The 13,194-nt window shown below is 73.3% G+C and carries 11 protein-coding genes and 1 pseudogene; 3 read left to right on the forward strand and 9 right to left on the reverse strand.

All coding sequences use genetic code 11. From position 1 onward, the window contains the following. Window positions 1-9: 9 nt before the first annotated feature. Window positions 10-534, forward strand: coding sequence for a DUF6584 family protein (locus tag ACZ6K0_RS06515; RefSeq protein WP_469227651.1), 525 nt, complete (start codon window positions 10-12; stop codon window positions 532-534). Window positions 535-542: 8 nt separating this feature from the next. Here ACZ6K0_RS06515 and ACZ6K0_RS06520 read toward each other — a convergent pair. The 5 genes and pseudogenes from ACZ6K0_RS06520 to ACZ6K0_RS06540 form a co-directional block, all read right to left on the reverse strand. Next, a pseudogene (locus ACZ6K0_RS06520) lies at window positions 543-1,733 on the reverse strand (MFS transporter); the annotation flags it as partial. A gap of 95 nt (window positions 1,734-1,828) precedes the next feature. Further along, window positions 1,829-3,295 (reverse strand): C40 family peptidase, encoded by a 1,467-nt coding sequence (locus ACZ6K0_RS06525; RefSeq protein WP_469227650.1) that lies wholly within the window; start codon window positions 3,293-3,295, stop codon window positions 1,829-1,831. Between the two features lie 74 nt (window positions 3,296-3,369). Then, window positions 3,370-3,720, reverse strand: coding sequence for a hypothetical protein (locus ACZ6K0_RS06530; protein WP_469227649.1), 351 nt, complete (start codon window positions 3,718-3,720; stop codon window positions 3,370-3,372). Window positions 3,721-3,762: 42 nt separating this feature from the next. Next, window positions 3,763-4,485 (reverse strand): TetR/AcrR family transcriptional regulator, encoded by a 723-nt coding sequence (locus tag ACZ6K0_RS06535; RefSeq protein ID WP_469227648.1) that lies wholly within the window; start codon window positions 4,483-4,485, stop codon window positions 3,763-3,765. Window positions 4,486-4,651: 166 nt separating this feature from the next. After that, the gene (locus ACZ6K0_RS06540; protein WP_469227647.1) at window positions 4,652-5,587 is read right to left on the reverse strand and encodes an AurF N-oxygenase family protein; all 936 of its coding nucleotides are present in this window, start codon (window positions 5,585-5,587) and stop codon (window positions 4,652-4,654) included. Between the two features lie 190 nt (window positions 5,588-5,777). On the opposite strand from ACZ6K0_RS06540, the gene ACZ6K0_RS06545 reads away from it, so the two are divergent. Further along, window positions 5,778-6,887: a ferritin-like domain-containing protein gene (locus ACZ6K0_RS06545; RefSeq protein ID WP_469227646.1), complete on the forward strand. Its 1,110-nt coding sequence runs from the start codon at window positions 5,778-5,780 to the stop codon at window positions 6,885-6,887. 105 nt (window positions 6,888-6,992) lie between these two features. Here ACZ6K0_RS06545 and ACZ6K0_RS06550 read toward each other — a convergent pair whose 3' ends face one another. The 4 genes from ACZ6K0_RS06550 to ACZ6K0_RS06565 all read right to left on the reverse strand — a co-directional run bounded on the left by ACZ6K0_RS06550 (window position 6,993) and on the right by ACZ6K0_RS06565 (window position 12,037). After that, window positions 6,993-8,468 carry a penicillin-binding transpeptidase domain-containing protein gene (locus tag ACZ6K0_RS06550; RefSeq protein ID WP_469227645.1) on the reverse strand — a complete coding sequence of 492 codons (1,476 nt, stop codon included), beginning with the start codon at window positions 8,466-8,468 and terminating at the stop codon, window positions 6,993-6,995. Next, window positions 8,465-9,844, reverse strand: coding sequence for an FtsW/RodA/SpoVE family cell cycle protein (locus ACZ6K0_RS06555; RefSeq protein WP_376400098.1), 1,380 nt, complete (start codon window positions 9,842-9,844; stop codon window positions 8,465-8,467). The genes ACZ6K0_RS06550 and ACZ6K0_RS06555 overlap by 4 nt, the downstream gene beginning before the upstream one ends. Window positions 9,845-9,911: 67 nt before the next feature. Beyond that, window positions 9,912-11,249: an ATP-binding protein gene (locus ACZ6K0_RS06560; RefSeq protein ID WP_469227644.1), complete on the reverse strand. Its 1,338-nt coding sequence runs from the start codon at window positions 11,247-11,249 to the stop codon at window positions 9,912-9,914. Further along, window positions 11,246-12,037 (reverse strand): hypothetical protein, encoded by a 792-nt coding sequence (locus ACZ6K0_RS06565; RefSeq protein ID WP_469227643.1) that lies wholly within the window; start codon window positions 12,035-12,037, stop codon window positions 11,246-11,248. Before ACZ6K0_RS06565 ends, ACZ6K0_RS06560 begins: the two co-directional genes overlap by 4 nt. A 286-nt stretch (window positions 12,038-12,323) precedes the next feature. Between ACZ6K0_RS06565 and ACZ6K0_RS06570 the strand changes: the two genes are divergently transcribed. Beyond that, window positions 12,324-13,169 carry a CPBP family intramembrane glutamic endopeptidase gene (locus ACZ6K0_RS06570; protein WP_469227642.1) on the forward strand — a complete coding sequence of 282 codons (846 nt, stop codon included), beginning with the start codon at window positions 12,324-12,326 and terminating at the stop codon, window positions 13,167-13,169. Window positions 13,170-13,194 lie beyond the last annotated feature (25 nt).

Raw genomic sequence — 13,194 nt, forward strand, 5'->3', positions numbered from 1 at the left:
CAATGAGGCATGTCCCTTTCGAACACCCTGGCCCGTGTGGACGCGGACCTGGCCGCCGGCCGTGTGCCGATGGCGCGTCAGCGCCTGCGGGGCCTCGTCTCGTCCTTCCCGTACGACCTGACCCTCCGCCGGCGTCTGGCCGAGGTGTACCGGCTGTACGGCGACGCCGCGGAGGCGGGGCGCTGGATGTATCTCGAAGTGGACCGGGACGCGGACGAGACCGCCGCCTTCGAGGAGCGGTACGGGTCTCCCGGGTGGCGCATGAAGGCCCTCGCGTGGCGCGGCCCCGAAGCGCTGGCCGGTACCGCCTTCGCCGAGGAGCGGCTGGTGGCGGTGAGGGCGGCCTGCGCCGAGGAGTTGGGGCACCCGGTCGACTGGGACGACCCCGACTCCTACGCGGAGCCCGACGAGGCGTACGAGGCCCCCGACGCGCCCTGGTCGGTCGGCGGGGTGCTCGCGGGCGCCGGGTGCGTCGTGGGGGCCGTCGCCTTCGCGACGGTCTGGGTGCTCGGCGTCATGTCCCTCTTCGACTGAGCCCCGGCACCGGCACGTGCGGCCTCCGCCCGGCGGACCGCGAGCGGGGTCAGGAGACCGGCGACGGCGAAGAGCGCGCCGACGACGAACCAGCCGGGGCGCCCCCAGGTGATGCAGAGGGCGATCAGGAGCCCGGGGCCGAGAGCCTCGGAGAGGCCCGCGCCCAGGCCGAAGACGCCCAGGTACTGGCCGGTGGCGTGAGGCGGGGCGAGGGCGAAGGACACCTCGAAGCCGCCCGCCGCGTGCCAGAGTTCGCCGACCGTGTGGACGACCACGCCGGTCAGGAGCAGGGCGACGGCCGCCCACGCCGGGACGCCCGCGGAGAGCGAGACCAGGCCGCAGGAGGCGAGGAAGGCCGCTCCGGCGCGACGGTAGGCGCGGCCGCCGGCCCGGGGCGAGTCGATGCCGCGGCTCGCCCGGACCTGGAGTCCGACGACGAGGACGGTGTTGGCGAGCATCGCGCCCGACACCAGCCAGTGCGGGGCGGTCGTGGCCCCGACCAGCCAGAGCGGGACGGCGACCGTGAGCACCTTGAACTGGATGGCCATGACGCCGTCGAGCGCGGTGAGCACGAGGTACGGCCGGTCCCGCAGGGCGATCCAGCGGGGCCCTTCGGCGGCGGGCGCGGGCGCGACGGGCGGCAGGAGGACCAGGACGGCCGCCGCCGCGGCGAACGCGAGGGCGTTGCCGACGACCAGGATCCGGTACGCGTCGAGGGTGCCGACCTGGACGGCCCAGCCCGCGAGCAGCGCCCCGAGGGAGATGCCGACGTTGGTGACGGCCCGCAGATAGGAGCGGAACTCCTGGGGCCGGTCGCCGCCGTAGTGCCGGATCAGCGGTGCGCGGGCTGCGAGTCCGGCCGCCTTCGCCCCGGTGGCCGTCGAGACGGCGAGCACGAACGGCCAGAAGCCGTCCGCGAGGACGAAGCCCGCCGTGGCCACCGCCTGGACCAGCAGCGTCGCGGCGTAGACCGCGCGGGCGCCGTGCCGGTCCGCGAGATGGCCGACGGCGATGCCCACGGCCAGCGAGAGGAGCCCGGCGATGCCGAGCCCGAGTCCCACGGTGGCGGCGGGGAGGTGCACGGCCTGGGTGAAGTACAGGACCCCGGCGGTGAGGAAGAGGCCGCTGCCGACGGTGTAGACGAAGTTCGACGCGGCGAGGGTGCGTTGCGGTCCGGTGTCCGGCAGCAGCTTGGGCATGACGGGGCTCCCAGTCCGGGGCGGGCAACTGTAAGGACCCAGCAAGCTTGGCGCTTATTACTTGTGAGGGCAAGAGGCTTACGGCGAAGGGCAGTTCACGAGCGGTCGTACCCCTCGTCCCCGCCCTCCTCGGCCCCCGCCGGAAGCGTCGGCGGCGCGTACGCCTCCAGGGCCTCCCCGCCCGGATCGGGGCGGACCGCGCCGAGCAGCGGGTTCGCCGCGACGGGGGAGACCTTCACCTTCCCGCCGGGCCGCGGCGCCTGCACCACCAGGCCCTCGCCCAGATAGAGCGCCACATGGGTGGCGCCCGGGAAGTAGACCACCAGGTCCCCCGGGCGGAGCTCGGACAGCGACACCCGGGGCAGCGTCGCCCACTGCTCCTGGCTCGTCCGCGGAATCTCCCGCCCCGCCGCCGCCCACGCCTGCTGCGTCAGCCCCGAGCAGTCGTACGACTCCGGGCCCTCGGCCCCCCACACGTACGGCTTGCCGATCTGGCCCACCGCGAAGCTCAGGGCCGCCGCGCCCGCCCGGGACGGGGTGCGGAGGCCGTCCAGGGCGCCTGAGTCGAGGAGTTCGCGCTGCGCGCCCGCGGTCTGGACGCGCTCCAGCTCGGTGAGCCGGGCGAGCTGCTCGGGTGAGAGGGAGGCGAGCAGCTTCTCGACCTCGCGCAGCTTCGTCGTCACCTCGTCGCGCCGGGTGCGCTGCGCGGCGGCGAGGGTCTGCTGCCGGTCGAGGGCCTTGCGGGAGGCGCTCGCGAGTGCGCCGGCCCGCCGCTCGGCCCCTTCGAGCCGCGAGACGGTGCCGGCCCGGTCGCGGGCCACGCGGGCCAGCAGGCGTCCCTGGTCCAGGGCGGACTGGGGGTCCCGCGCGAAGAGCGCCTGGAGGTACGAGGGGAACGCGTCGAACACGGCCCTGCCCTGGTACTGCTCCCTGGCGAGCCGTCCGGCCGCGGCCCGGCCCCGGGCGAGCTCGGTCCGGGCGGCGGTGAGCCGGGCCGTGACCTTCTTCGTGTCGGCGGCCTGGAGCTTGAGCGACTCCTCGGCGGCGTTGAACCGCTCGGTGGCCTCCTCGGCCTGCTGGTAGAGCGCCCGCAGACGGGTCAGGAGCCCGGTGACGGAGTCCCCGCCGGGCGGCGGCAGCGCGGATGCGTCGTCGACGGGGGCGGGCGTGGGTGTGGGCGTGGGCGTGGGTGTGGGGGTGGGGGTGGCGGTGAGGTCGACGGGATCGGTGAGGGGGGCGACGGGATCGGCTTGCGCGGCCGAGTCGTCCGGCGCGTCCGGGGACACCGGAGGTACTTCCGCGGCAGGGTCCGCCGGGTCCACCCCGGGAGTCGGGCCCGCAGGGTTCACCCCGGCCGCAGGGTCCGCCGGGTGCACCCCGGCCGCCGGGTCCACCGGGTAGACCGGTTCCGCCGCCGGGTCCGCCCAGGCGATCGGGGCCTGCGCCGCCGGGTCCACGGGCGGGTCCGTCGGCCCCGCGCCCGCCGCCGGGACCACCCCCGTGAGGGCCGTCGCCGCGGCCAGCGCCCCCGTGCAGACCGTACGCAGCAGCCTTCGCGACACGTCACCACCTCCAGGGGGATGATGACGCGTCACTTCATCCGATTACCGTATGAATCGGGGCACGCTCGGCGTGCTCACCCGTTCGGCTCAGCATCCGTCGGCCGCGCGCCACCGCTCGCCCCGCCGCTCGCGCCTTCGCCGGCCCCGCCGTTCGCCCCGCCGCCCGGCTTGGACCACGGCCACTTCAGCTCGCGCCGCTCGCGGCCCTCGGGGGCGTACTCGTAGACCCAGCCGCGCTGGATCCCGAGCCGTTTCGTGTGCCCCGCGGGCTCGCGCCGGTACGCGTGCAGCATCGGCGGGCGTCCGTCATGGGCCGGGACCGGCACCTCGTACCACTTCGGCGGGTGGCCGGTCGGACCGACCAGGATCGGCAGGACCGTGCCGTCGAGGGGGCCGCCGCGGAAGGGCGTGTTCTCGCTTCTCACCCCTCCAGTCTCACCCCTCCGGGCCCTCCCGCCCCCACCGGCTCACAGCAGGTGGGCCGCCTCGCCCACCACCGGGATCACTTTGCGGGCGAGCGTCGCCACCGGCCCCTCGGGCGTCTCCTGCGCGAGGAGCCGCCCGACGACCGCCGCCGTCTCCTCGTCGCTCGCCGTGGTCGCCGCGAGGAGGGCGACGAGATGGTCGACCAGCCACTCCCGCAGCTCGCGCGCCGGGGGCTGCTTCTCCTCGTCGAGCCAGATGAGCGAGGCGGCCTCCACGGCCGCGATCCACGTCCGTACCAGCATGGAGAGCCGGGGGCCCGGCCGCTCCGCCCCGAGGTGGACGAGGATCTGCTCGGCGGCGGCCCGCCGCACCTCGTCCACGATCGCGGTGGTCCGGGAGGTCTCGGCGACGCTGCCGCCCCGCAGCAGGGCGCTGAACCCGGCGTCGTGCTCGTCGACGAAGGCCAGGTACCGGTCGAGCACCCGGCCGAGGCGCTCCGTCGGCGCCCCGACCGGCGGCTCGGTGAAGCAGCGGTTCAGGGCGTCGGCGGAGGAGCGCAGGGCGGACTCGTACAGCTGCTGCTTGCCGCCGGGGAAGTAGCGGTAGACGAGGGGCCGCGAGACGCCGGCCGCCTCGGCGACGTCGTCGAGCGAGACGTCCTCGGGCGTCCGGTGGGCGAAGAGCCCCAGGGCGGCGTCGAGGAGCTGCCCGCGCCGCTCCTCGACAGTGAGCCTGCGGTACGCGGGTGTGGCGGCGCTCGTCATGCTCCGCAGCGTATCCGCGGAACGCCCCGCCCAGGCGTACGGTCCCGAACCGGCCCTGAACCGGACCCGAACCGCGCTCGGACCAGGAGTGCTGGTCCCGAACCGCCCCGAACCGCGCTCGTGCCGGGCGTACGGCCCCCGGACCGGCCCCGGCCCCGCTCTCCCGTCAGGCCAGTAGCCCCGAGGAGCGCCAGAGCCGGCGTCCCGCCCCGCGCAGCACGCCGATGTCGTCGAGGAAGTCCGTCAGCCGCTTGGCCCCGGACTGCATCACCTCGCGCCGGTGCCCGCTCGCCTTCACCTGGGCGACGGCCTCGCGCCGGTCCAGGCCGACGGCCTCGTACACCTGCGGGTTGACGAAGCAGGTGGAGAAGACGCGGGCCGCCTCGCCGCAGCTCAGCCGGGTGAACTCCTGCTCCCAGCGCGGGGCGGTCACCATCTGGCGGCGCAGTTCCTCGCGGGCGTACCGGACGTGACGGGCCTCCTCGACCACATGGATCCGGGTCACCCCGCGGACGAGGGTCTGCACCCGCTCGTCCGGGAAGGTCAGTCGCTGCATCCAGTCGAGGATCTCCTCCCCGAGCAGGGTGGAGGCGAAGGAGCCGGGGGTGGTGGAGACGGTCTTCAGGAGGCGCGCGAGGTTGTGGTAGAGCCGGGGGACCGGGTACGCGGGGGTGCCGCCCCGCTGGATGAGCCGGGCGAACATCATCGAGTGCCGGCACTCGTCGGCGATCTCGGTGAGGGCGTACCGGACGTGATGGCTGGTCAGGGACTTGTCGTAGATGTGCCGGACGAGCAGCTGCATCAGGATGATCTCGAACCAGATGCCGAGCGAGGCGAGCGAGGCCGCCTCGTGGCGCGAGAGCGCGATCCGCTGCTCCTCGGACATCCGGCGCCACAGCGGGGTGTCGTAGAGGGAGAGCAGCTCGGGCGGCCAGAACCACTTGCCGTCCTCGAAGGGGGCGTCCCAGTCGAGCTCGGTGTCCGGATCGTAGGAGTGCTTGCGGGAGGACTCCAGGAGCCGCTCGGCGACCTGCTCACGGTCGCGCAGCGGCCCCAGGGCGTCCCGGAGGAGACCGAAGTCGGGCTCGGTGAAGGGGGTCATGGGGGAGGCACCTCACTGCGCTCGCCGTCGCGTTGCCGGGGGCGTCACCGGAATCGTCACCGGGGACGTTACCGGGGGTCACCTTTATGAGACTGCCCGTCAGTAACCCCGTCAATCCCTTGCGCGCGACTTGTTGACCATCCGTCTACCAACGTGTGAGCCTGCTGGAAACGGACGGAAGGAGTCGTCAGTGTCGACGCACGACCTTTACGTGAACACCCCCGCCGGACCCGTCTGGCAGGTACCGGCCGGTGGTGCGGCCCGCTTCTCGTGGGAGTACGAGGACGGCCGCGAGCGCCTCCTCGCCCTCTACCAGAAGGGCAAGGACAAGCAGTGGGACGGCGCCACCCGGATCGACTGGGACCTCGACGTCGACCCGTACGACCCGCTCGGCACCCCCGACGAGGTCCTCAACCTCTACGGCACCCGCCACTGGGCGAAGATGACCGAGAAGGACAAGGGCGACCTGCGCCGGCACTACTCCTCCTGGCAGTTCAGCCAGTTCCTCCACGGCGAGCAGGGCGCCATGATCTGCGCCGCCCGGATCGTCGAGTCCGTCCCCGACCTGGACGCCAAGTTCTACTCGGCCACCCAGACCATGGACGAGGCCCGGCACGCCGAGATCTACGCCCGCTTCCTCCACGACAAGATCGGCATGCTCTACCCGATCAACGACAATCTCCAGAGCCTGCTCGACGACACCCTGCGCGACTCCCGCTGGGACATGCCCTACCTCGGCATGCAGGTCCTCATCGAGGGGCTCGCCCTCGCCGCCTTCGGCATGATCCGCGACACCACCGACAAGCCGCTGCCCAAGCAGATCCTGGCGTACGTGATGCAGGACGAGGCCCGGCACGTGGCCTTCGGCCGGATGGCCCTGCGCGACTACTACCGGCAGCTGTCGGACGCGGAGCTCCGCGAGCGCGAGGAGTTCGTCATCGAGGGCTGCTACCTGATGCGCGACCGGCTGCGCGGCGTCGAGGTCCTGGAGAACTTCGGCATCCCGAAGGCGGAGGCCGAGGAGCTGAGCGAGCGCAGCGAGTTCCTCCAGCTCTTCCGGAAGCTCCTCTTCAGCCGGATCGTCCCCTGCGTGAAGGACATCGGCCTCTGGGGCGAGCGGCTCCAGAAGGCCTATCTGGACATGGGCGTCTTCGACCTCGGCGACTCCAACCTCGACCTGCTCATGACCCAGGACGAGGAGATCGCGGAGCGGCTCGACGCGGAGCGCTTCGCGGCGGAGGAGCGGGCACGGGTGGCGGAGGTGGAGGAGGCCATCGAGGACGGGGCGGCCACGGAGTAGGGCCTGCCGCGGTTGGGCCTACCCTGCCGGTCCCGCAGCTCCCGCGGGTCTCACGGCTCCTGCCGGTTCCCGCTGGTCCTGCCGGTCCCCCAGCCCCCGCGGGTCCTAGTCCCGGGCCTCCGCCTCCAGGCGCAGCGCCTCCTGCATCACGGCCCGGGCGATCGGGGCCGCGCTGCCGCCCCCGCTGATGTCGGTACGGGCCGCCTCGGCGTCCTCGACGACGACCGCCACCGCGACGGCCGGCTGGGCCGTGCCCTCCGCCTGCGCCCAGGCGATGAACCAGGCGTACGGGGTGCCGGTGTTGCCGAGGCCGTGCTGCGCGGTGCCGGTCTTCCCGCCGACCCGGGCCCCCGGGATCGCCGCGTTCGTGCCCGTGCCCTCCTCGACCGCCCGCACCATCAGCCGCTGGAGCTGGATCGCCGTCGAGGGGTTCATCGCCTGCCGGTAGCTGCGGCGGCCCGTACGGTCCACCGTCGACCCTCCGGAGGTCGTGGTGCGGTCGACGAGGTACGGCTGGGCGATCTCCCCGTTGTTGGCCACGGCCGCCGCGACCATCGCCATCTGGAGCGGGGTCGCCGTCGTGTCGAACTGCCCGATCGAGGAGAGCGCCAGCTGGTCCGGGCTCATGTCCCGGTCGAAGTTGGACTTCGCGACCCAGGACGGCACCCGGAGGCCGGTGTCGTTGAAGCCGAAGCGTTCCACCGCGTCGACCATCCCGCCGAGCCCGACCTCCACCCCGATCCCGGCCATCACGGTGTTGCACGACCACTGGATCGCGTACGCGAGGGACGCGTCCCCGCATCCCCGCGCCTCGTTCGGCAGCACCTGCCGGGTGCCCGGCAGGACGAACGGGTCCGGGGTGTCGGTCGGCGCGTCCACGTCCCGCACCACCCCCGCGTCCAGGGCCGCCGCGGCCGTCACGATCTTGAAGGTGGAGCCGGGCGGGTACGTCTGGCGCAGCGCGCGGTTCAGCATCGGCTGGTTGGGCGAGGTGTTGAGCCGCTTCCACGCCGTCGCGACCTTCGCGCCCGTCCCCGAGAGGACCCCGGGGTCGTACGAGGGCGAGCTGACGAGCGCCAGGATCCGGCCGCTGGACGGCTCGACCGCGACGACCGCGCCCCGCTTCCCGTCGAGCCCCCGGTAGGCCGCCTCCTGCATCGGGGCGCGGACCGTCGTCACCACGTCGCCGCCCGGCTGCCGGCCCCGGGTGAGGTCGTTCCAGAGGGGCAGCGGCGCGAGCATCGGGTCCGTTCCGCCGAGGAGCGCGTCCTCGGCGTGCTCGACGAGCGTGGTGCCGTACGTCTGGGAGGCGTAGCCGGTGACCGGCGCGTACAACGGCCCCTGCCGGTAGGTCCGTTCCCAGCGGAGCTGCTGTCCACTGTCCCGGGAGCCGGTCACCGGCTTCCCGTCGACGACGATCTCGCCGCGCGGCTCCGCGTACCGGTCGATGGCGATCCGCCGGTTGGCCGGGTTGTCGTCGAGCTCCTCGGCCTCGAAGACCATCACGCGGGCCGCGTTGACGAGCAGCGCGACGAGGAGGACGAGGCAGAGGGCGGCGGCCCGCCGGATGTAACGGATCACGGGGCGTCCTCCCTGACCGGGGCGAGCGTCCCGGTGTCGGCGGAGTCCGGCTGGGGTGCGCGGGCCGAGTCGCTGACCCGGATGAGGAGCGCCACGATCACCCAGTTGGTGACCACCGACGAGCCTCCCTGGGCGAGGAAGGGCATCGCCATGCCGGTGAGCGGGATCAGCCCCATCACCCCGCCCGCGATGACGAAGACCTGGAGCGCCACGATCGACGCGAGCCCGATCGCGAGCAGCCGCCCGAAGGGGTCGCGCAGCGCGAGGCCGGCGCGGTAGCCGCGGGCGACGAGGAGCGCGTACAGGAGGAAGAGCGCGGTGAGGCCGACGAGTCCGAGCTCCTCGCCGGCCGTCGCCAGGATGAAGTCCGACTTCACGGCGAAGCCGATGAGGACCGAGTGTCCGAGCCCGAGTCCGGTCCCGAGCATGCCCCCGGCGGCGAACGCGAACAGCGACTGGGCCAGCTGCCCCGGCCCGTCGCCCGCCCGGATCGAGGCGAAGGGGTCGAGCCAGTCCGCCACCCTGCTGTGCACGTGCGGTTCGAGCGAGCCGACGAGGAAGGCCCCGGCGGAGGCCAGGACGAGTCCGACCGCGATCCAGCCGGTCCGGCCGGTCGCCACGTACAGCATGATCACGAAGAGGCCGAAGAAGAGCAGCGAGGTGCCGAGGTCCCGCTCCAGGACGAGGACGCCGACGCTCAGCAGCCAGATCGCCACGATGGGCCCGAGCACCCGGCCCGTGGGGAACTGGAACTTCCAGATCCGGCGGCCGGTGTACGCGAGGGCGTTGCGGTTCGCGGAGAGGTACGCGGCGAAGAAGACGGCGAGCAGGATCTTCGCGAACTCGCCGGGCTGGAAGGAGAGCCCGCCGATCCGGATCCAGATCTTGGCGCCGTTCACGGCGGGGAAGAAGATCGGCAGGATCATCAGGGCGAGCGCGGCGGCCACGGAGACGTACGCGTACCCCTGGAGCGTGCGGTGGTCGCGCAGCAGCAGGACGACCACGATGAAGAGCGCGACCCCGAGCGTCGACCAGACCAGCTGGGTCGCCGCCGCCTGGTCGTTCGGCGTCTCCAGGTCGAGGCGGTAGATCAGCACCAGGCCGAGGCCGTTGAGCAGCACCGCGATCGGCAGCAGCAGCGGATCGGCGTACGGGGCGCGGAAGCGGACCGCGAGATGGGCGACGAGCGCGAGCAGCCCGAGCCCGGCGCCGTAGCGGGCGGCGTCCGGCGGCACGGCACCGCTGCGGGCGAGGCCGACGGCGGCGTAGCCGGAGACGGAGATGAAGACGGCGCAGACGAGGAGGGAGAGTTCCACGCCGCGGCGCTTCGGGATGCGGACCCCGGGAGGGGGAGCGTCCGTGCGCGGTGTGGTCATGGTCCGCAACGTAGCAAGCGGTATGCCCTATGTCCCTTTTGTGTGACGGTGTGCCGTGTGGTGCTGTTCAGTCCTCCGGTACGGGGCCGGGCTCGGGGTCCGGCTTGGGCTCGGGTCCGGGCTTGGGCTCGGGTGCCGGCTCGGGTTCGGGTTCGGCGAGGTGTACGTACTCGGGAAGGCGCAGCCGGGCGACGGCGCCGCGGTCCTCGGCGTTCGCGAACACGAGCTCGGCGCCGATCACCTCCGCCTGCCCCACGGCGATCGTCAGCCCGAGACCGTGCCCCTTGCCCCCGCTCTCGGTGCGGAACCGCTGCGGCCCCGACTCCAGCAGGTACCCGGGATAGCCGGGCCCGTGGTCCCGCACGGTCACGACCGGGCCGTCCACCGTCAGCACCACCGGAAGGGCCCCGTGCTTGTGCGCGTTGGCGATCAGATTGCCCAGGACCCGCTCCAGGCGCCGCCGGTCCGTCTCCACCGTGGCGTCCCGGACGATCCGCACCTCCGTCGGCGTGCCCGAGGCGCGGACCACCCGCGCGGCCAGCGGGCCGAGCTCGTGCACCGCCAGGTCCACGGTCTCGTTGCGGGCGTCGAGCCGCGAGATCTCCAGGAGGTCCTCGGTGAGGTCGCGCATCGCCCGCACCCGGTCCTGGACCAGCTCCGACGGCCGCCCTTCCGGCAGCAGCTCGGCGGCGGCCGACAGCCCGGTGAGCGGGGTCCGCAGCTCGTGCGCCACGTCGGCCGTGAACCGCTGCTCGCTCTGCAGCTTGCGCTGGAGCGAGGAGGCCATCGTGTCGAGCGCCCCGGAGACCGTCGCCACCTCGTCCTGGGGGCGCGAAGGGTCCGCGGTACGGGGGTCGTTGACGCGCGCGTCCAGGTCACCGGCGCTGATCCGCCGGGCCACCTGGGCCGTGAGGTGCAGCCGGCGCGTGACCCGGGTGACGGCGAAGGCGCCGACGAGCAGCGTCGCCCCGATCGCGAGGACGGACGAGCCGACGATCGACCGGTCCAGCGCGTCGATCGTCTCGGCGCTCTGCGTGTAGTCGAAGCGGACGGCGAGCGCGCGGCCGTCCGCGGGGCCCGCCGCCCACATCGTCGGCCGGCCCTGGTGGTCCGCGACCATCGTGCCGTGCTCGCCCCGGGCCGCGAGCGCCCGCAGCGGGGCCGGGAGCCCCGGCGGGTCGATGCCGGAGAACCGGGGCAGCGGCTCGCCCGCCTCGTACAGGCGGCTGACCTCGGTGAGCCGCGTGAGCGCCTTCTCCCGGGCGTCGTGCGCGGTCTGGCCGGTCACCGAGACGTGGACGAGGATGCCGAGGAGCGCGGCGAGGGCGCAGCACATGACCGTGATGAAGACCGCGGCCTTCCAGGTGAGGGTCGCGGTCCAGCCGGGCAGCCGGGGCGCTCTCACGGGCCCGGCTCCACGGGCAGGGGGACGGGCACCGGGGTGGACGCGGGCGCCGGCAGCGCGGGGGTGGGCGTCGGGCTCACGAGCTGCGGCGCGGGCGGCACGGCCGACGCCCCGGCGCCCGGGGGCTTGACGCGGACGATCTCGTCCCGGGTGGGCAGCATGCTGCCCTGCTGCTCGTCCCAGGACCAGGCGGTGCGGTACTCGTACCCGGGGATGCCGGCCGAGCTCACCCGCATGATCAGGTCGCGGCCGGCCAGCTCCACGCTGATGACCTGGTCGACGGTGGACATGATCCGGGTGAGTCCGCCGTTCTCGGCGAGGTAGACCCGCACCCCGACCTGCTGGTCGGGCATCCGGATCCCGACGATCAGCTCGTCGCGGCCGTTGCCGGTGAGGTCGCGGTAGTACGGCCGCAGGACGGGGCACGCACCGGGCTTCGCGCCGCAGGCCTCGATGGCCCGGGCGGTCTCCTCGTACATGCCGTCCCCGCCGGAGTACGTGTCGGGGTGCGCGCGCACCTCGGCGAGGACGACCGCGACGGGAGCGACGTGGTGGACGTCGTTGTCCGGCACCTTCACGCCGGGGACGCGCTGGATGTCCGACTCGCCGTAGTCGATCGGGGGATCGGTGGCGGGCGGCAGATCGGGCCAGAGCCGTACGGGCCCGACGGCCGTCGGCGTGGGCCCGGCACTCCTCAGCCCGCCCTCCCCGCCGCCGCAGCCGGTCAGGGCGGCGAGGGCGCACAGGACCCCGGCGATGCCGAGGGCTGCTGTGCCGAGCGGTCTCATGCGTTCCTCTTCCTGGTTCTCCATTGCGGCGGCGGTCCGGTGTCCCGTCGACCTTCCGGTCGACCTTCCCGTCGACCTGCCTGTCGACCATCCAGTCGACCATATGCGGAGAGATATTCCTTTTGCTCCCCGATAGGGGAGTGCTGGCGTGATGTCCGTCCCGCGCCATGATTGGCCTATTGTGCGACTGGGCGGATTGACCGCCTTTGCTCGACAAACGACGGTCTTCCCGGTTCTGCGGGCAGGGACGGATGTACGGGCACGGATGGGCGGGGACCACATGAGCATGACGCAGCAGACCGGTGAGCGGCGGCCCGCATCCCGGGTGCGACGGTTCTTCGACCGGCCGACGACGGCGAAGGCGGTCCTGGTCGTCGCCGTCTACCTGGTCTTCTACCTGCTCGTCGGGCAGCTCGTCTCGGTGCTGTTCGGGGACGACATCGACACCGATGACGTGCTCGGGACGGGCGCGAGCATCTTCTTCGGGCTCGTCCTGCCGATCGCGATCGGCGCGGCGGCCCTGGTCGGCCTCACCGCCGCGGCCGGCTGGCTGCGGGACGTCTTCGGCCGTCAGCGCGTGCGCGGCCGGGGCTGGATGTGGATCGCACCCGCACTCGTCCTCCTCGCCGTCGTCGGACACGTCGGCGCCACCGACTGGAGCACCTGGGACGCGGACCGGATCGCCCTGATCCTGCTGGTCGGCGTCTGCGTGGGCGTGGCGGAGGAGCTCGCGACGCGGGGCGTCGTGGTGCGGATGCTCCGGGGCGCGGGACACCCCGAGCGCTTCGTGATGGTCGTGTCGTCGGCGCTCTTCGCCCTGATGCACGTCGTCAACGTGCTTTCCGGCATGGCGGCGGTCACGGTACTGGCGACCGTCGTCTACACGTTCGCCTTCGGTACCTGCATGTACCTGTCGATGCGGGTGACCGGCACGATCTGGACCGCGATCGTGCTGCACGCGATCACCGACCCGACGACGTTCCTGGCGGCCGGCGGGGTCGGCGAGGGGGTCACGGGCGGGTCCGGCGGCTGGTCGCTCCTGACCGCGGCGGTCACCGTCCTCATGGTCGTCTTCGCGCTGGTCGCGGTCTTCCTGGTCCGCGACGACCGCCCGAAGGCACCCCGGGCCTGACGCCCGCCGAGCGGGCGCGGCAGGG

The sequence above is a fragment of the Streptomyces sp. NPDC042346 genome (assembly GCF_055581845.1).